At 58.8% G+C, this 19,556-nt stretch carries 15 protein-coding genes; 6 read left to right on the forward strand and 9 right to left on the reverse strand.

Annotated features, from left to right (window positions below; all coding sequences use genetic code 11):
- The first annotated feature begins 1 nt into the window (after position 1).
- Complete coding sequence (locus R3F64_RS15965) at positions 2–283, forward strand: hypothetical protein (RefSeq protein ID WP_085917774.1); 282 nt, start codon at positions 2–4, stop codon at positions 281–283.
- Between the two features lie 21 nt (positions 284–304).
- Here the strand turns inward: R3F64_RS15965 and R3F64_RS15970 are convergent, their stop codons facing one another.
- Together R3F64_RS15970 and rlmKL are read right to left on the reverse strand one after the other, a co-directional pair.
- Positions 305–637 carry a glutaredoxin family protein gene (locus R3F64_RS15970; protein ID WP_199283667.1) on the reverse strand — a complete coding sequence of 111 codons (333 nt, stop codon included), beginning with the start codon at positions 635–637 and terminating at the stop codon, positions 305–307.
- A 19-nt stretch (positions 638–656) separates the two neighbouring features.
- On the reverse strand, positions 657–2,849 hold the full coding sequence (gene rlmKL, locus R3F64_RS15975) for a bifunctional 23S rRNA (guanine(2069)-N(7))-methyltransferase RlmK/23S rRNA (guanine(2445)-N(2))-methyltransferase RlmL (RefSeq protein ID WP_332612563.1): 2,193 nt from the start codon (positions 2,847–2,849) through the stop codon (positions 657–659).
- A gap of 366 nt (positions 2,850–3,215) precedes the next feature.
- Here rlmKL and rmf point away from each other — a divergent pair, with 366 nt between their 5' ends.
- Positions 3,216–3,425, forward strand: coding sequence for a ribosome modulation factor (gene rmf, locus R3F64_RS15980; RefSeq protein ID WP_066317995.1), 210 nt, complete (start codon positions 3,216–3,218; stop codon positions 3,423–3,425).
- A gap of 59 nt (positions 3,426–3,484) precedes the next feature.
- Here the strand turns inward: rmf and R3F64_RS15985 are convergent, their stop codons facing one another.
- From R3F64_RS15985 to R3F64_RS16005, 5 genes are all read right to left on the reverse strand, one after another.
- Positions 3,485–4,510, reverse strand: a complete 1,026-nt coding sequence (locus tag R3F64_RS15985; RefSeq protein WP_085917771.1) for a quinone-dependent dihydroorotate dehydrogenase — start codon at positions 4,508–4,510, stop codon at positions 3,485–3,487.
- Between the two features lie 100 nt (positions 4,511–4,610).
- Complete coding sequence (locus R3F64_RS15990; RefSeq protein WP_199283669.1) at positions 4,611–9,434, reverse strand: NAD-glutamate dehydrogenase; 4,824 nt, start codon at positions 9,432–9,434, stop codon at positions 4,611–4,613.
- Between the two features lie 164 nt (positions 9,435–9,598).
- Positions 9,599–10,711, reverse strand: a complete 1,113-nt coding sequence (gene trmA, locus R3F64_RS15995) for a tRNA (uridine(54)-C5)-methyltransferase TrmA (RefSeq protein ID WP_264823419.1) — start codon at positions 10,709–10,711, stop codon at positions 9,599–9,601.
- Positions 10,712–10,751: 40 nt separating this feature from the next.
- Complete coding sequence (locus R3F64_RS16000; RefSeq protein WP_332612568.1) at positions 10,752–11,585, reverse strand: glutamate racemase; 834 nt, start codon at positions 11,583–11,585, stop codon at positions 10,752–10,754.
- 135 nt (positions 11,586–11,720) lie between these two features.
- Entirely contained in the window at positions 11,721–12,266 is a 546-nt protein-coding gene (locus tag R3F64_RS16005) for a hemerythrin domain-containing protein (protein WP_066318002.1), read from the reverse strand.
- 111 nt (positions 12,267–12,377) lie between these two features.
- Between R3F64_RS16005 and R3F64_RS16010 the strand changes: the two genes are divergently transcribed.
- Positions 12,378–13,712 (forward strand): replication-associated recombination protein A, encoded by a 1,335-nt coding sequence (locus tag R3F64_RS16010; RefSeq protein WP_332612571.1) that lies wholly within the window; start codon positions 12,378–12,380, stop codon positions 13,710–13,712.
- A 28-nt stretch (positions 13,713–13,740) separates the two neighbouring features.
- Here the strand turns inward: R3F64_RS16010 and lolA are convergent, their stop codons facing one another.
- Together lolA and R3F64_RS16020 are read right to left on the reverse strand one after the other, a co-directional pair.
- The gene (gene lolA, locus R3F64_RS16015; RefSeq protein ID WP_199283671.1) at positions 13,741–14,397 is read right to left on the reverse strand and encodes an outer membrane lipoprotein chaperone LolA; all 657 of its coding nucleotides are present in this window, start codon (positions 14,395–14,397) and stop codon (positions 13,741–13,743) included.
- Between the two features lie 141 nt (positions 14,398–14,538).
- Entirely contained in the window at positions 14,539–17,541 is a 3,003-nt protein-coding gene (locus tag R3F64_RS16020) for a DNA translocase FtsK (protein ID WP_332612573.1), read from the reverse strand.
- A 130-nt stretch (positions 17,542–17,671) separates the two neighbouring features.
- On the opposite strand from R3F64_RS16020, the gene aat reads away from it, so the two are divergent.
- The 3 genes from aat to infA all read left to right on the forward strand — a co-directional run bounded on the left by aat (position 17,672) and on the right by infA (position 19,556).
- Positions 17,672–18,406: a leucyl/phenylalanyl-tRNA--protein transferase gene (gene aat, locus R3F64_RS16025; RefSeq protein WP_332612575.1), complete on the forward strand. Its 735-nt coding sequence runs from the start codon at positions 17,672–17,674 to the stop codon at positions 18,404–18,406.
- Positions 18,407–18,465: 59 nt separating this feature from the next.
- Positions 18,466–19,200, forward strand: coding sequence for an arginyltransferase (locus tag R3F64_RS16030; protein ID WP_085917763.1), 735 nt, complete (start codon positions 18,466–18,468; stop codon positions 19,198–19,200).
- A gap of 137 nt (positions 19,201–19,337) precedes the next feature.
- The gene (infA, locus tag R3F64_RS16035) at positions 19,338–19,556 is read left to right on the forward strand and encodes a translation initiation factor IF-1 (protein WP_066318014.1); all 219 of its coding nucleotides are present in this window, start codon (positions 19,338–19,340) and stop codon (positions 19,554–19,556) included.

The following is a 19,556-nucleotide window of genomic DNA, read 5'->3' on the forward strand; positions in this document are numbered from 1 at the left end:
TTTGATCGTACGCTGGGAAACCGACCATGACTACGTGCTGGTGCATATTCATCAGGACATGCTGGGTGACTGGATATTCAGCCGCGCCTGGGGACAGATCGGCACTCAGTTTGGTGGCCTGAAGCATCAGTTGGCCGACACCCTGGCCCAGGCCCATATGTGGCTGGAAGATGAAACCACCATCCAGGCCTCACGCGGGTTTCGCAAGGTACTCGAAGTGGCTGACAACTCTCCCGAAGGCCAGGAAGCCATGCGCCAGCTTTCACTGCTGGACACGATCTAACACCCCGATATGCTTAACGCCTCACCCCAGATAACGCCGCCCGTCGCGCTGGTGCCTGCCTTTCGGCGCTAGGGCCTCGGGCTTCGTCCCATCGCTGATGGCTGATTCATCAAGCCAGCCACGCGCCCGCAGCCAGTCGCATAGTCGCTCAAGCACATACCCAGCTTCCAGCTCGTTTCCCGCGTCGTCCGCCAACACGGGAATTCGCTCGCCGTAATATGCCAGCAGTGTTTCATCATCAGCCACCTCTATCCGCTGCCACGCAATGGGCTGCCGGGTTAGCGCTGCCACCTGCGCCTCCAGTTCAGCGCAAAGGTGGCAGCCCTGTGTGGTATATAGCGTTAGCCGAATCATGTTGCAGACCTGAATGACGTTACTCGCGGTGGCGTAATAGAAACACCTGATGTGCATTGCTGCGCCGCTGAAAATCCGGGTCAAAACTGCGCGCGGTCATATCCTCGACCACGTAGCGCTCGCCAAGCGACTCATCCAGCTTGAAACGCCGCTGGTTATTGGAGAACACCAGCACTCCGCCCGGCGCCAGTCGCGCCATGGCCAATTCTACCAAGCGCGGATGATCACGCTGAACGTCCAGCGTATCGCGCATCTTCTTCGAGTTGGAGAACGTCGGCGGGTCCATGAAAATCAGATCGAACTCGGCGTTGGCGGTTTCCAGCCAGCGGAAGCAGTCATCGCGCACCACTCGGTGCAGTCTGGGGTCGAGCTTGTTGAGCGTGAAGTTGTCCCGCGCCCACTCAAGATAGGTATTGGACATATCCACGCTGACGCTGTCGCTCGCGCCGCCAAGTGCCGCCTGCACAGTGGCGCTCGCGGTATAGCAGAACAGATTCAGAAAACGCTTGCCGCTGGCCATCTCGCCCAGCATGCGCCTTACGGGCCGGTGGTCAAGAAACAGCCCGGTATCCAGGTAATCGCGCAGATTGACCCATATCCGTGCATTGCCTTCGCGCACCTCGAAACGCTCGCCGCTGGCATCACGTTTTTGATACTGGGCATTGCCGGTTTGCCGCTCACGGCGTTTAACATGGATCTTGCTGGGGTCAACACCCAGTGCGTCGGGCATGACCTCCAGCGCATCGAACAGGCGCTTTTGTGCCTGGGCAGGATCCACCGAACGCGGCGCAGCGTACTCCTGGACGTGCACATGGTCACCATAGCGATCGACCGCCAGGGCATACTCGGGCATATCCGCATCGTAAAGCCGGTAGCAGGTCTCACCGCTTTGCTTGAGCCACTTTTTCAGGCGCTTCTGATTTTTGACCAGCCGGTTGGCAAACATCTGGGCGTTCTCGGACCCTTTGGGTGCGGCCTGCGCAACTGTCGATGGTGCACTGTCGCCCTCTTCTACCCGGCTAGTCTTGGGGTCAATGGTCATCAACAACAGCTTGGCATCCAGGGCGCCGTTTTTCAGCGCGTACTGTTTGTGTGCCCGCAGGCCAAGCCGATGCCCCAGATCCGGATTACCGGTAAACACGGCAAGGGTCCAGCCAGGAAACAACGCCTTGGCCTTTTCACCCAGTTGAGCATACAGCTGAACCAGTTCGGGCAGCTCGCCCAGACGCTCGCCGTAGGGCGGGTTGGTAATCATTAACCCCTGTTCGGCGGTCAATTCGGCAGGCCGCGTCAGCTGACCGAGGCGTTGGCCGTGCAGGTGGATCAGAGCGGGAATACCCGCGCGCATGGCGTTGGCCTTGGCAGCCGACAGTGCCGCCGGGCTTTCATCAAAGCCGGTCAATGACGTTTTACAACGTTTGCGACCAATCGACGCCCGAGCGTCAGCTTCTCGCTTAAGCTCTTGCCACTCGGTTTCATCGTGACCAGACCAGCCGTGAAATCCGAAACGTTCGCGGTGCAGGTTGGGTGCCTGGTCGGCCGCCATCAGGCCGGCCTCAATCAACAGCGTGCCCGCGCCGCACAGTGGATCCATCAACGGTTCACCCGCTTTGGCGCGTTCGGGCCAACCGGCACGCACCAGCAATGCCGCTGCAAGATTCTCTTTCAACGGTGCGTGCCCCACATCGCGCCGGTAGCCACGACGATGCAGGCTTTCTCCGGATAAATCGATTCCCAGCGTCGCATTGGCCCGGTGCAGATGGGCATAAAGGCGCAGGTGCGGGGCCTTGGTATCCACCGTGGGGCGTTCCTGGCCGGCCAGCTGCAGTGCGTCCACCACGCCGTCCTTGACGGTCTGGGCGCCAAAGCGGGTGTGGCGGATGTGGTCGCTGCGGCCGTGGAAATCCACCGCCATCGTCCGCCCCGGGGCCAGGTGCCGCGTCCAGTCGATACCCGACACCACAGTGCGTAACTGGTCGGCGGTTTCGATCATCGGCTCGCGAGCCAGGATCAGGATGATGCGATTTGCCAGCCGCGACCACAGGCAAACACGGTAGGCCGTGGACTGATCGGCAGCAAAGTACACGCCTGCCACGGTGGTTTTACCTGGGGTGGCGCCTAACGCAGTCAGTTCGTCGGCAAGCAGGCTTTCGATACCCTTGGGGCACGTTGCCAGCAGCTCTAGGGGGGCAATTTGGCTCGACTCGGTCATGGTAATGGCTGCGCGTAACCGCGCGATATTCCTATATATTGCAAATGAGTTTACGTCTTATGACAATTTGATGGTCGACAAGCGACCCCATCATGGTCTAACAATAAGAGAGTAGCTACTGAAAACGCATGCGTTGCCTGCCAGGGTCTTGAAGATTGTCTCAAGGAGTCGTCTCAAGGACCTATGGCGTTGACGAGCGAGCCGCCCGGTGGGTTCAGCACGTGAGTGCTAGACCACTTCGCCCAAACGGCAGTTCACTCTTGAAGTTAGCTCTCGAAATGATGGGGCGCGACATAGAGTTGGGTTTTCTATCTCGTCATTCCCCGTTATTTCATCTCAAAGGCTTTCATACAAAGAGGTTAGCCAATGAAACGACAAAAACGTGATCGCTTCCAGCGGGCTTATGTACACGGCTACAAAGCGGGCGTTACGGGTCGCTCCCGTGATGATTGCCCCAGTCAAGAGGTAAATTTACGCGAATACTGGATGAGCGGTTGGCGTGAAGGTCGCGGCGACCAGTGGGATGGCATGACCGGCGTTTCCGGTATCCATAAAAACCCCACTGTTATGACCTAACCCTTAACAACCCTAATCTCTATACATCGTTTTACTGAATACCCCTCAAGCCCGCTCCATCAAGCGGGCTTTTTATCGTTTTGTAGTGCTTCGGCACACTCGCTGACAAGCCTGGGGCCACGATAAATCAGTCCGGAATACAGCTGCACCAAGTCCGCGCCGGCGTCACGCTTGGTTCTGGCGGCCTCGCCGCTGTCGATACCGCCGACGCCGATAATCGGCATATCCGGCAAGTGGGCGCGCAGCAAACGGATGATACGGTTCGAGGCTTCAAACACCGGCTTGCCCGAAAGTCCACCTGCTTCGTCAGCCTGGGGGTCACCCGCCACCATTTCCCGTGAGATGGTGGTATTGGTGGCAATCACCCCGTCAAAGGCGTTGCGCTCGATACTAGCTGCCACCAATGCCACTTCTTCGTCAGTCATGTCCGGGGCAATTTTTACCAGCAATGGCACCTGTCGACCTTCCTGCTCGTCCAGAGCCTGACTGCGCGCCCGGATGGGGCCCAAAAGCGCATCCAACTGAGCGCCAAACTGCAGCGTACGCAGTCCTGGTGTGTTGGGTGAAGAAATATTCACGGTCACATAATCCGCCACCCCATGAACCGCTTCCAGGCAGGCCAGGTAGTCACCCAACGCATCGTCAACCGACGTGGTCAGGTTTTTGCCGATATTAATGCCCACGATACCGCCATAGTGACGCTGCTTTACTTGCGCGACCAGATGCGCAACGCCCCGGTTGTTAAACCCGAATCGGTTGATGATGGCTTCGTGCCCGGCAAGACGAAACAGGCGGGGCTTGGGGTTACCCGGCTGGGCCTGCGGGGTGACGGTGCCGACTTCTATAAACCCGAAGCCAATCTCTCCCAGGGCATCGAGGTGATCGGCGTTCTTGTCCAACCCCGCTGCCAGGCCCACCCGGTTGGCAAAACGCAGCCCCATCAACTCGACAGGGTCATCAACGGGCGGGCCCATCAACCGTTTAACGCCGCCTACGCGGTGCAGGGCATCCAGAGCGCCCAGCGCCATACCGTGGGAGGTCTCGGGGTCGATGCGGAAGAACAGCGAACGGGCAAGGGCGTACATGGAAAGTCTCTTGAAACGAGGAAGGCTTTAAAACGGGCGTCATTATAACCTAAAAAAGCGCGCCCGAGGGCGCGCTTGATACATCGGTGAAAGCGTCGAACTAGCTTTCGCTATCGCTTTCAGCGAGATCGACCAGTTCACGAATAGCCACCGCGAACAGCGCAAAACCGCCTTCGCTACCGCTACGCACCTCGTCGATCAAGCGACACCAGCGGTTGTGCAGACCCGCGTGCTGTTCCAGCCACTGGGCAACTCGCTCCTGGGTCTCGCGACTGCCCGCTTCCAGCTTGAGCACACTGGTGGTCAGCGCCAACTGCTGGCGGTCAATATCATCACGGAAGGTTTCCCGCGCCTGGGCCTGCCAGGCATCACGCACATCAAGCTGGGTAACCTGCTGAATCATCCAGGGAAGCTCCAGACGGCTACCAATCTCGTAGTACACCTCGGCGACCCGTTGAGGTTTCTCATTAGTGGCCCGGGCCGCCTGGATAATACCCAGCCCCGCATACAGGCTGGGGGCCGCTGCTACGGTTGAGGCTAACGCATCCGGCACGCCCGCTGACTGCAACTCTGCATAGCGTTGCTGCCATGCCGCCTGCTCTTCACCGCTTAACAGCTCACCAATCCCTTCCTGGAGTTGCGTCAGCCGCGGCCGGAAGTACTCGATGGTGTCCTGGGTCGAGAGCCCCATATGCTGGCGCAGGAACCAGCGCGTCGCGCGGCGGATCATGCGCATCACATCCAGCATCATCGCGTACTGAACGCGATTGGGTACCTGATTATCCAGCGCTTCCAACTGGGCCCACAGGGAAGGCAGATTAAAGCTGTCCCGGGCAACCACATAAGCCCGCGCGATGTCCGCTCGGCCAGCGCCCGTTGAATCCATCAGCCGGCGTACGAACACAACCCCCATGTGATCGACAAGATCGTTGGCCACCTGGGTGGCGACGATTTCACGTTTCAGACGGTGGTCATACATTTCCGACCGATAGCGTTCGGTCAGCACCGCCGGGAACAGGCGCTCGAGATGATGGTGAATATACGGGTCATCGGGCACCTCTGAGGCGATCAGGTCGCCTTTCAGCGTGCTCTTGGCGTAAGAGATCAACACCGAGAGTTCCGGCAGGCGCATCCCCTGCTGCTGGCTTGAACGTTCTTTCAAGACGTCGTCGGTGGGCAGGAATTCAAGTTCCCGATCAATCTGCCCCGCCGACTCAAGTTCGCTGATAAAGCGCCGGTAAGGACCCATGCCCTGCTGGGAAAGAATCGCCGAAAGATCCAGCGCCTGGGTCTGGCGGTAGTTATCCAGAATGACCAGATCGGACACCTCATCGGTCATCTCGGCCAGCAACTGATTGCGCTGCTTGTCGGTCATGTCACCGCGTTTGACCACTTCATCAATCAGTATCTTGATATTCACTTCATGGTCGGAGCAGTTAACGCCCCCGGCGTTATCGATAAAGTCGGTATAAACCCGCACCCCTTTGGCAGCCGCTTCCATGCGGCCCAGTTGCGTCAGGCCAAGGTTACCGCCTTCGCCGACCACACGACAGTTAAGGTCGTTGCCGTTGATGCGCAGCGAATCGTTGGCTTTATCACCCACCTCTGCGTCGGTTTCTTCGGAGCCTTTCACGTAGGTACCGATGCCGCCGTTCCAGATCAAGTCGACCTTGGCGACCAGCATGGCGCGGATCAACTCGTTGGGTGACAGCCGCGTCTCTTCAATGCCAAACACCGCCTGCATTTCAGGGGTAATGACGATCGATTTCGCGCTACGGCTGAAAATGCCGCCACCCTGGGAGATCAACGTCTGATCGTAATCTTCCCAACTGGAACGTGGCAGTTTGAACAAGCGCTGGCGTTCGGCAAAGGTAGCGGCCGGGTCCGGTGTGGGATCGACAAAAATGTGCAGATGGTTGAAAGCCCCCACCAGCTGGATCGTCTCGGACAACAGCATACCGTTGCCAAACACATCGCCTGCCATGTCACCGATGCCGATCACACTGAACTCATCACGCTGGGTGTCGATATCCAGGTTCTTAAAGTGACGCTTGACCGATTCCCAGGCCCCGCGTGCAGTGATCCCCATTTTCTTGTGATCATAGCCGTTGGCACCGCCAGACGCGAAGGCATCTCCCAGCCAGTGGCCGTATTCAAGCGAGATTTCGTTGGCAATATCCGAAAAGGTTGCCGTGCCCTTATCCGCGGCAACCACCAGGTAAGCGTCATCTTCATCGTGGCGAACCACGTGTTGTGGTGGCACGACATCGCCCATCACAAGATTATCGGTGACATCCAGCAACGCACGGATAAACAGCTGATAGCAGGCAATGCCTTCTTTTTGCTGGGTCTCGCGGTCGGCATTCTCCGGCATCCGCTTGCAGACGAAGCCGCCTTTCGCGCCGACAGGCACGATCACGGCGTTTTTGACCTGCTGTGCTTTCACAAGCCCGAGCACTTCAGTGCGGAAATCTTCGTGACGGTCGGACCAACGCAGCCCGCCCCGGGCCACCTTGCCGCCGCGCAGGTGCACCCCCTCGACCCGTGGCGAGCAAACGAAGATCTCAAACATCGGGCGCGGCTTGGGCATCCCGGTGACCTTGGAAGGCTCAAGCTTGTAGGCAATGTAGTCCTTGGCTCGGCCATTCTCGGTTTGCTGGTAATAGTTGGTGCGCAACGTCGCCTGGATAAGCTCCATGAAGCGGCGCAGCAGTTGATCGTCATTAAGACTGGCAACCGCCTCAAGGTGCTCATTGATACGCGCTATGCAGTCGCTGGTGTCGTGCTCATCCAGACCTGGGTCGAAGCGCTGCTGGAAAAGCTCGACCAGCGTCTGGGTAATCACGGGATAGTTTGCCAGCGTGGTAGCGATATAATCCTGGGACATGCCAAAGCGAATCTGCTTCAGATAACGGGCATAGCCCCGGAGCATGGCCACTTCCCGCCAGTCCAGGCCTGCACCGATGATCAAGCGGTTGAATGCGTCGTTATCGGCTTCGCCCACCCAAATGCGCTTGAACGCTTCGCTGAACGTTTCGCGCATTTCCGACAGGCTCATTTCGGCGCCGCTGTGCTCCAGCTCAAAATCGTGGATCCAGTAGCGCTGCTGAGGGCTGTTGATATCATAGGGACGTTCACCAATGACCCGCAGGCCAAGGTTTTCCATCATCGGCAGCACATCCGACAGCGGAATCTGCGACGCCCGATGGAACAGCTTCAAATTCACGCCACCGCTCTGCTCTTCCAACGGCCGGTAGAGAGAAAGCGCCAGGTCGTTTTCGCTATCCAGCGTCAGCAGATGCTGGACGTCGAAGACCGCCGTACGCGCGGTAAAGTCTTCGCGATAGCTGGCAGAAAACGCCTCTTGGAATTGTTCCATGAGGTTATTGGCTTGCTCTTCGCCGAACCCCTCGATCATCGCCGCCTGCAAATCATCGCGCCAGCTGCGTGCCAGGCGCGCAACTTTATTTTCCAGGCGTTTCAGGTCGTATTGGCTGGGTGCATCACCATTGAAGCGCAAAATCAGTTGGATACGCGCGAGTACCGACTCCGACAGGTACGTGTTGAAGTCCCCGAAGCGGGCGTCCAACTCGTCGCAGAGCAGATGTTGAATGCGTTGACGCAAATCAGTGGAAAACACGTCCCGCGGCACGAAGACCAGGCACGAATAGAACTTGCCGCTGACATCGGCGCGTATGAACAGTCGCACCTGACGGCGTTCGCGAATATCCAGAATGCCCAACGCCGTACTGGCCAGCGCCTCGGTGTTCATCTGGAACAGGTCATCGCGGGGATAAACTTCCAGCACCTGAAGCAACTGCTTGCCGTTATGCCCCTGCGGGTTGAACCCGGCGATATCCATGACGGCCTTGAGCTTGCGGCGCAGCAAGGGAATATTGCGCGGCGACTCGTTATACACCGTGGCAGTGAACAGGCCGAAGAAACGCCGCTCGCCAATGACATTGCCGTCGTCGTCGTAACGGTCGACAGTGATGTAATCGGGATAGGTGGGGCGATGAACCCGCGAGTGATGGGCGCTCTTGGCAAACGACAGCAACTGCGGCACCAACACGTAGTTATCGTCGTCGCCGATACCTTCTTCGGTACGGATCCGCTCGCAATAGCGGGGTTGATCCAGACGGAAAACCCCCAGCACGCTGTCAGGATCCCGGGTCAGCTCACCATCTTCGAGCAGGTACTCATCGTAGCCGAGAAAGGTAAAGTTATCCTTGAGCAGCCATTCCAGAAAGGCAATCGCCTCTTCATGGTCGTCAGGGTCGATTTGCGGCGGGCAGTTTTTCTCGATCTCCTGAATCGAACTGCGAATTTGCTCGCACATGGCATCAAAATCACCCACGGCGGTACGCACATCGCGCAGCACCTCGTGAAGATTGTGCTCGATTGTGCCCAACAGTTCCGGGTCGGTGTGGCGATCAACTTCGATCACCACCAGTGATTCGCGCGCCTCGGGTGCCTGGGCATCGCGGGGTGAACCAAGCGCTTGCAACTGATGCTGGGCATCACGGCTCACCGCTAACACCGCATTTTGAATGGCATGCACCGTTAAACCGCGACGATTGAGCTCGATCCGCACCGAGTCGACCAGGAACGGCATATCCTCGTGAAGCACCGCCACAAAGGTATGGGTCGACTGCCAGCCGTGCTCTTCGAAATCGGGGTTGAACACACGCACTTTGGGGCTTTGAGGATCGTGGTGCTGAAGGAATTGCCAAATCGACAGTGTCGCCCCGTAAAGGTCATCCAGGCGACGGTCAATCAGGTCTTCAACGGGCACCGTCGCGTAGAAGTGACGCGCGAAGGCATCAATGGCCTCGGCGCGGGTCGGCTCCAAGCGATCGTGCAGACGTTCCTGTAGCTGCTTCAACAAATCTTGCCGACTTTCTTCAATCGCAACGTAATGCATCCATCACCTCTACTGCCGGGGCCATCACCTGGCCAAAAAAACGAAGGACAATAGGCCTTTAGGCCATCATTCCAGTTAGCTTACGCTACCCGCAGGCATCGCCCTAGTCACCTGCACGGTTGCTCATAGCGCATACCACTTACGCATCACCAGCATGGGTATCATCATGGTGATGAGCGCCGCGTAAGCCATACCCCACATTCACAATGGTCGGTAAACGGAAACTGGTCAAACAACGCAAAGCGTTCAATCTTGTGGGTTTGCATAAGCTGAGCCAGGTTGTCAGCAAGTGTTACCGGGTTGCATGAAATATAGACGATTTGGGCGTATTCGCTGATCTGCTGGCAACTTTGCTCATCAAGCCCGGCCCGTGGCGGGTCCACCAACACCGTCGAGAAGTCATATGTGTCTAGCGCCATTTCCGCTACACGTCGGCCGCTTTTGTCACCTTTCAGTGCCAGGGCGAAATCTTCAGCCGACATCCGCGCCACCTGAGCATTGGTCACGCCATTGGCAGCCAGATTGACGTTGGCACTGGCCACCGAGGTGCGCGAGATTTCGGTGGCCAGCACGCGGCGGAAGTTCTTTGCCAGGGCAATGGTAAAGTTACCGTTACCGCAGTATAGCTCGACTAAATCCTCTTGCTCGCGCCCCGCTGTCACGTCGCAGGCCCATCCCAGCATCGCCTGGCAGATATGCGCATTGGGTTGGGTAAAGCTGTTCTCGACCTGCTGGTAATGCAGCGTGCGGCCCTTCACTTCCAGGCGCTCCCAGACGTGATCCTGGGTAAGCACAAGGCGTTGCTTGCGCGAACGACCAATGATCATGATGCCCAGTTCTGCCTCTAACGCGCGTGCCTCGGCTTCCCAGTCATCGCCCAGCGGACGGTGATAGATCAGCGTCACCAGCGCCTCGCCAGAGAGCGTGGTTAAAAACTCGACCTGGAACAGTCGACGGCGCAGCTCATCGCTTGCCAGAAAGGCGTCGCGTAACCGCGGCATCAACCGGTTGATCGCCTCGCTGGCCACCGGGAACTGATCGAGCCGGATAACGCGCTTGCTCTTGGGATTCCCCGGGGTGACTTCGAACATGGCGTAGAAAAGATCATCGCCCTCATGCCAGATACGAAACTCACAGCGCTGGCGATAGTGGCTGGGCGGCGAGGCAAACACCTCCAGGGTCGGCGGCTCGAAGGACGCAAAAAGGCGTTCGACATAGGCCTGCTTGTCGGCGAGTTGCTCGGCATAGCGTTCGGGGTCAACGTCGGGAATAGCCAAAGCGGCTCCTTTTTATATTCGTAAACAATATTTGTGAACATCAAGGCGCAAGGGTTAAGGGCTGCGCGGGGTGAAAACCATAGCGTGACAGACCATCCGTTAAATGCGGGGCCGGTGCCGTGGTAAAGCAACGTCCGTCCGCCGCACTCGTTAACAGCGTCCCCGCCACCTGGCCGACGCGCCGGGCGATGGCATCGCCGGAATCGACCCAGTTGAGCGGCACAGGGGCAAGCTCGACCAACCAGGGTTTCAAGAGAGGGAAATGCGTGCAGCCCAGCACAATCGTATCCAACGCGGGGGCATGCGGCCCAGACGTAGGCGGGACGGGCGCGGTGAGATCTGGCTGAGCGGCCTGCCAGAGCGGCGCCATCGCTGCCTGGAGGCGCGCTTCATCGGGGGGATGACCTGCCAGCCAAGCTTCGGCTTCGCTCACCAGAGCATCTGCTGCGACCCTGGTCACCACGCAGTCGCTGGCAAAGCGGTCGATCAATGCCTGGGTGTAGGGACGACCGACGGTGGCCCTGGTGGCCAGCAGCGCGATATGGCGGGTCTGGCTGAGCGCCGCCGCCGGCTTGATCGCCGGTACCGTACCCACTACGGGAATCGTCAAATGCCAGCGCAGCCTTTCAAGGGCCAGGGTGCTGGCGGTATTGCAGGCGACGACCAGTACGCTGGGCTGGCAGGCCGCCACGGCCGCCAGGCAAACGGCCACAATGCGGTCGGCAAGCGTGGCGTCGTCACGCAGGCCATAAGGCAGCCATGCGTTGTCGCAGGCATAACAAAAACCGGCGTGGGGGTAGTGCTGTCGTAGCGCTGTCGCTACCGAAAGCCCGCCCACGCCGGAATCAAATATAAGAACAGGCCCCTGGCTCATCCTTTCACGCTACAGCCGATGCTTATGCCCACTATCGCCCCTGCCTATTGACCCAGTATGCGTTTCATCAAGGCGCCTACTTTAACACGCACGCGCTAGCTGATAAGCCATCGTCAGCCCGGTCAATAGATAAACTTACACGTTGGGCACATCGGCGCCGCGCAGCTCGGCATAAAGTTCCGGGTACGCCAACTGCAGACGCTCAAGCGATTGTTGAGCCTCAGCCGGCAACGACTGGCGCAACGCTTCCATGTCATCTTCGCTGAAGTGCTTGTCGATTAACGGAAACAGCTCCTCACGCTCGTGACGCAAGTAGGCCCGATGGGCGTCCAGGTAGGCTTTCAAATCGTCGGCAAACCTATCCATCGGCAGCACGTTATCCATCAGAATCATATCGATATCATTGGATAGCTGCTGCAGACGAGGCGTCAGTTGCCGATAATCCTCGGCCATTTTCTCGGTGAGGGACGAGTATTCGGGCGCCACCTTACCCAGGCGTTCGACGCAGATCCGCTCCAACGGCACGGCAAAGCCGTCCATATAGGACAAGATGTAATCCACCACCTCGCGCATGAGTTGAAAGTTGGGACGTTCGCCCTGAGCCAGCGTCTTTTGCTTGAGCTGCAGGACGTGCAGCATCCTTGCCATGTTGGCATGATCCGAACGCAGTTGGTTTAACATTGGGCCGTCTCCTTTATCGTCTTACGCCAAAGGTAGTCTGAGCAGACATGCTTTACCATACACCTTAAGATAACAAACCCAACAGATGGGTCAGCGATAAACGGAGCTTCCATGGATCTTTTCAGCCGCGAAACCCCAGCCGACGATGCCCCATTAGCCTACCGGATGCGGCCGCGCCTACTTAAAGACTTTATCGGCCAGCAAGCCCTCGTCGGCCCGGATAAACCGCTTCGACGCATGGCAGAGTCGGGGGTTGTCCGCTCGATGATTCTTTGGGGACCGCCGGGGGTCGGAAAAACCACGCTGGCGGAACTGCTCGCGCATGCGTCAAATGCCCATCTTGAGCAGCTCAGCGCCGTCATGGCAGGTGTGAAGGATATTCGTCTGGTTGTCGATCGCGCCCAACAGATCAACTCACCGACGATTTTATTTTTAGATGAAATTCACCGATTGAACAAGAGTCAGCAGGATGCCCTGCTTCCCCACGTGGAGTCCGGGCTTTTGACCCTGATTGGTGCAACGACCGAAAACCCGTCCTTTGAAGTCAACTCGGCACTGCTCTCCCGGGCACGGGTTTACGTATTGAAATCGCTTACCCAAGACGAGTTGATCAGCGTGATGCGCCAGGCGCTGGAGGACCCCGAGCGCGGGTTGGGTAAGCGCGCCATCGAGGTGGAACCTTCAGTCTTGACCGCCCTGGCCCACGCCAGCGCCGGGGATGCCCGCCGCGCATTAGGCCTACTGGAAACCGCCTGCGACTTCACCCTGCACGAGGCAGGCCGCGAAAGGCTTCCCGAGAGTGTACTCAATGATGTGATTGGCCATCAGGCCAGCGCCTTCGACAAGCAGGGCGACGCCTATTATGACCTGCTCTCGGCGATCCACAAATCGGTGCGCTCATCGCGGCCCGATGCTGCTCTGCTGTATATGGCGCGCTTCATTCAGGGCGGCGGCGATCCACTTGATGTGGTGAGAAGGCTCAGCGCCATTGCCTCTGAGGACGTGGGCAACGCCGACCCTCGCGCGCTGCCACTGGTTATCGCCGCCTGGGATGCTTATCTACGCCTGGGCGACTACGAAGGCCAGCGGGCGATCGCCCACGCGGTCATACACCTCGCGGTGGCACCCAAAAGCAATCGCATTGACCAGGCCTGGAACAAAGCCCAGCAGTTCGTCCGCCAACAGCCCCAGGTTGAGGTGCCGACCTACCTGCGAAACGCGCCCACCAAGCTGATGGAGCAGCTCGGCCATGGCAAAGGCTACCGTTACGCTCACAATGAAAAAGACGGCTACCCGGCCGGCAGTGCTCACGACTGCTGGCCGGACGAGCTACCCAGACAGACGTTTTACCAACCCAGCGGATTCGGCCAGGAAAAGCGCTTTGCCGAGATCATGGCCTGGCGCGACGCACAAGACAAAGAGGCCGATCAGGCACCGGATGCCTGATCGGCCTCTGTTCAGAAGTCAATGGAGGCTAGCGCTGGTCTTCGCGGATCACATCAATGCCGTCAGGGATGTCGAATTCGAAACGCTCGTCATCGATATAGCCATTGCGCTCGGCGTTGCTGAAGGTAATCGACGTGCGCTGGCCGGTGCTGTCGGTCATCCACAGCTCGGTGAGCATATCACCGTCAAAGACCATCTGTAGCTGCTCGAACAAGGTGTCTACCGAGGTAGGCACCAGGGTAAAGACGTCATCGCCGCTGTCTTGTTCATATTCGACATCGTAGCTTTCCGTCAGCTCACTAACCTGGCCTGAAAGCAACAGCGCGGGTGTGTGGGTAACGCGCTCATCCAGTGCCTGAACGGTCACTTGTTCAAGGTCAGGGTCGTAGAGATAGACATCGTCACCGTCGGATACCACGGTTTGCGTATAAGGGGCTTCGACTTCCCAGCGCAACAGGCCGGGGCGGGACAACCACATTTCGCCCCGCGCGTCCTGTAACCGCTCGCCGCTGCCATCAAGAATCCGTTGCTCGAACGAAGCCTGATAGCTTTGCAGCGGGTCGAGGCGTTCAGTCAATCGCTCTGCCGCCTCATTGGCCAAGGCCAACGGCGCTGTAAGTGTTAACCCCAGCGCGCTGGCAGCCAGTGCTAACGATGAAGGACGTCGAGTTTGCGTATCGCGCATGCGATCTCCCTAGGCAACCTTGCCAGATAAACATAACAGTGGATCAGCCGAACCACTCGATTAGCCATTAAGACGCTCGTCCGGCGCCCAAGTTTCACCACTCGCCGGACTTTCACGCTTATTGCACGTTTGACGTGCGGGCTACTGGCCCACCGGTGGCGGCGCCAGGACTTCGCGGGCACCGTTGGTACCCATCGACGACACCACGCCCGCGCCCTCCATGGCTTCCACCAGGCGGGCCGCACGGTTATAGCCAATTTTAAAGCGCCGCTGCACGGCAGAAATCGACGCTTTGCGCGTTTGCGTCACGAACTGCACGGCTTCATCGTACAGCGCATCCTGCTCGGCATCGTCGCTGTCGCCACCCTCGGCTTCCAGGCCGGTCAATGCATCCGCTGATACGCCGCCCGACAGGATCTCCTCAATATACTCAGGCTCACCGCGGCGTTTCAAATCCTCGACGACGCGATGAACTTCATCGTCGTCGACAAAGGCCCCGTGGATTCGATTGGGCGGGCCTGACCCGGCAGGCAGGTAGAGCATGTCGCCATGCCCCAGCAGGCTCTCCGCGCCGCCCTGGTCCAGGATGGTGCGTGAATCGATCCGCGACGAGACCTGGAAGGCCATCCGCGAGGGGATATTGGCCTTGATCAGACCTGTGACCACGTCCACTGACGGGCGCTGGGTGGCGAGTATCAGATGGATGCCCGCCGCGCGGGCTTTCTGCGCCAGACGGGCGATGAGCTCTTCGACTTTTTTGCCCACAATCATGAACATGTCAGCAAATTCGTCGATCACCACCACGATGTAGGGCAGCTTCTCAAGTATCGGCGGCGTCTGGTGCATTTCCCAGGGTTGCGGCTCCCAAAGCGGATCCGCCACCTGGGCACCAGCGCGCTCGGCTTCGTCCAGACGGGCGTTGAAGCCCGCGATATTACGCACCCCCATGGCCGCCATCAGCTTATAGCGGCGCTCCATTTCGGCGACGCACCAGCGCAGGCTATTGGCCGCTTCTTTCATGTCGGTGACCACCGGCGCCAGCAAGTGAGGAATACCATCGTAGACCGATAGCTCCAGCATCTTGGGGTCGACCATGATCAGTTTCAGCTCATCCGGCGTGGCCTTGAGCAGCATCGAAATCAGCATCGCGTTGACGCCCACCGACTTGCCCGACCCGGTCGTACCGGCCACCAGCAAATGTGGCATTTTGCCAAGGTTGGCCACGACAGGGCCACCGCCGATATCCTGCCCCAAGGCCATGGTCAGCGGTGATTTTTCCTGTTGATAACGGTCGGAATCGATCACCTCGCGGAGCCGGATCATTGCCCGGTGAGGGTTGGGAATCTCGATACCCACCGTCGGGCGCCCGGGAATCACCTCGACCACGCGAACGCTCTTGACCATCAACGAACGCGCCAAATCCTTGGCCAGATTGCTGATCTTGGAAACTTTCACACCGGCAGCCGGCTTGATTTCAAAGCGCGTAATCACCGGCCCCGGCCAAGTATCGACCACCTCGGCCTTCACACCATACTCGCGCAGCCGCACTTCCAGAAGCTCGGCCATATCGGCGAGCTGCTGGTCGGTGTAGTTGGGCTGGTGAGGCTCCGCCGGCGTCAGCAGGCGCAAGCTCGGCACATCACCTTCAGGGTCAGGGATATGATCGAAGCTGGGACGCTGGTTCTGCAGATGCTCAACGGTCCACAGCGTCGGCCCATTATCGGATTCCTCTGCCTCGGCGGCGTCGTCCGGGCTGAAGGTCGGCTCACTACGCGCAGGGGCTGGTGTCGATACCGTTGGTTGTGACGCGAGCTCTTCATCATCATCGTCCCAAACCGGCTCGGGCACGACTTCAGGCACGCGCTCTTTGGTCCGTTCGGCTGTCAGCGGCCGAGGCTGTTCGGATGCCGGGGCGCCCGCCAATGGTGGCGACGCGGGTTCGTCATCGGCGGCTGACAGCGGCGAGTTAGATGACGGTTCAGCCTCAGCATCTCGGCGCGAGGCGTGCAACGGAAACGACTCGCTGGCCTCGTCCTCACTGGAGGACGGCGTCAATGGTTCGTCCAGGTGGCTCCCCTGGCGATCAGCCGAAGACTCAACGGTCGGCGTCTCACTCAGCGAGGGTGCCGTCGCAGCGGTTTCAGGCTTCATGGGCGTCTGTGTAGCGCTATCAGTTGAGCTCTCTTCAGTCGCTGACCGTGGTTGGGGTTCCGCCTTGAAAGCCGTGGCAGACGGCGTTCGCGCAGCGGCGGTCCAGGGAATCGACGTATCCGTCACGTTATCACGTTCCGTTGAGTCGTCTTCCGCCGAAGGCGCGGATACGGCGGGCTCACGGCGTTTCTTACCGACGCTGCTCTCAGTAGCCTGCTCTGCCAATGGCGAGCGCTGCGCGGGCTCCGCCGCGGGCCGCGCTGCTGCGCGCTGCTTGGCGCGGGCACGCCGGGCCTCTCGACGCGCCTGACGGCGTGCTGACCACCAGCCCCCCAGGCGGCAGAGACGCCGGCCCACTTCGTCGGCAACCTGTAGCCACGACATCCCACTGAAGAGCGGAAAACCACTCAAGATAAGCGCGGCGGCAATCAGCCCCACGCCGCCACTGCTAACCAGCGGGCGTAATGCGCCGACCAGGCCTTCACCAAGAATTCCCCCCGAGGCATAAGGCAGCGGGCTTTCAGGGTTATAAAAATGCAGCGCACCAAGCATGGTGGTGCCGAACATCAACAGCATCAGGCCACCGGCGCGCACCGCCACGGCAACCGGGTCCAGCTCGAAGCGCACCTGTCGGGAACGCACCAGCCACCAGGCCAGATAGCCCACCATGCCAGGCCACCAAAGGGCGCTGGCACCCAGCAGCGAATAGAGCACATCGGCAAGCCATGCGCCTACCGGGCCCATCCAGTTGCTGACGGCGGTTTCCGGACCCTCGGACAACCAGCCAGGATCCGATGACGAATAGCTAAACAATGCCAGTAATAAAAACGTACATACCGCCAACAACGCCACGACCACGCCATCCCGCGCAGCCCCTTGCAGGCGTAACCCAAACCGACGCGCTTTGTCCTTGGCGGCATTAACCCGCGCAGAAGACCCACTTTGGCGCGTGTTACGCTGTGTTCGCTTGTCGACCGCTTTATTCACTTTCAAGCGACTCTCCCTTTTGCACCCATTGGCGCCGTTAATCCACTTGCGAGTTTGTATCATACCGAGCATCCTGCTGCCGTCACAGGGCCTCTCGATGCGGACTTGTTACTGTCGTTACCGACCGGAGCACTCAATGTTACCTTGGCTATCTTCGCCAATGCCTCACTTCCCTGCCGTCACCTCGGCGTTGGACTCGCCTAACGGCCTGCTCGCGGCAGGCGGCGAATTAACCCCCGGCTGGCTGGTGGAGGCCTATCGGCGCGGCATCTTCCCCTGGTTCAGCGACAACGACCCCATCCTGTGGTGGAGCCCCGATCCCCGCATGATACTCCTACCGGAACACTTTAAGCAGCGCCGCAGCTTAACAAAAAAGCTGCGTAATGCGGGCTTTGAGATTACCGTCGATCAACATTTCGAGCAGGTGATCGACGCCTGTGCCGCCCCCAGGGGCGACGAACCGGGCACCTGGATCACCGATGACATGGTTCATGCCTACTGTCAGCTTCAGGCCAATGGCATCGCCCACAGCATTGAAGTGCACCAGCATCAACGCCTGGTAGGTGGTCTTTACGGTATTGCCATGGGCCCGATGTTTTTCGGCGAGTCCATGTTTTCCCAGGTTCCGGATGCCTCCAAGGTGGCCCTGGCTCATCTCGCCAGTGCCATGCGCGAACGCGGCGGCAAGCTCATCGACTGTCAGATGCATACGCCCCACCTGGCAAGCCTGGGCGCAACAACAGTCGCCCGGGCGACATTCATCAGCTATCTTGAGAAGTGGTTGCCAGAGACTGATTTTAGTTTCTCAGCCTCACCGGAGAGTGTGCCCGTCGTACCGCCCTCTCCGTGGCTGGCCGCCATTGGACTCTAGTTTTCCAGCCATGTTGACAGGCTAGCGGCGACAACGTTAACCCCATCAGGAGGCAAATTGTGAGCAGCAACGCTCCCCGTCGGCTCGTTCGCGACCTGCGCTTCTTTTTGACAGTGCCGCATGCCTGTAGCTACCTGCCCGACCAGGAAGCCACCACGCTGTTTCTGGACCCTCAGGAATCGCCCATGCCTGGCGTTTACGACTCGCTTTCATTGCTCGGTTTTCGGCGCAGCGGTCGCCATTTATACCGTCCGCACTGCGAAGGCTGTAACGCCTGCCGCTCCGTGCGCGTGCCTGTGGCGCATTTTGCACCGAATCGTACCCAGCGGCGAATCAGCCGGCGCAATGAGGACATCACCACGCACATTACCCCGGCGTACTTTGATGCACGCCACTACGCGCTCTACGCCGACTATATCAATCATCGCCACGCCGATGGCGATATGTACCCTCCCAGCCGCGAACAGTACCGGACGTTTTTGACCCTGGACGAGCCCTATGCGCAATTGATGGAGCTTTACCTGGGGGACAGGCTGATTGGCGTGGCCGCCTTCGATGAGCTTGAACACGGCCTCTCGGCCATCTATACCTTCTTTAGCGTCGATGAAAGCCTCGACAAGCGCTCGCTGGGCACCCTGGCCATTTTACGGCTTATCGAATTGACCCATGACAAGGGGCTACCCCACCTGTACCTCGGTTACTGGATAGAAGCGTGCCGAAAAATGCGTTACAAGCAGAATTTTACGCCGCTTGAGGTACTTGATGGTCGCCAATGGCGAGAATTAATTCGGTAATTAGCCACGCTTTTTTGCCTTGACGGCAGCCTTGCGGCACAATATAGCGCTATCCGAGGTGGTGGCTAAAAACACTGCCCAATGCCCAGTCGTTTTGAGCATACCCATTACGTTAAATTAAGTGAGGAATTGCCTATATGGCACGCGAAGATCATATTGAAATGGATGGCGTTATTGTCGATACCCTACCCAACACCATGTTCCGTGTTGAGCTGGAAAACGGTCACGTCGTCACAGCGCATATCTCCGGAAAAATGCGTAAAAACTACATCCGCATCCTGACCGGCGATAAAGTCAAGGTTGAGCTGACGCCTTACGATCTGTCCAAAGGCCGTATCGTTTACCGTTCGCGCTAA

Origin of the sequence: Halomonas sp. 5021, assembly GCF_036663435.1 — a bacterium.
Taxonomy (GTDB): domain Bacteria; phylum Pseudomonadota; class Gammaproteobacteria; order Pseudomonadales; family Halomonadaceae; genus Vreelandella; species Vreelandella janggokensis.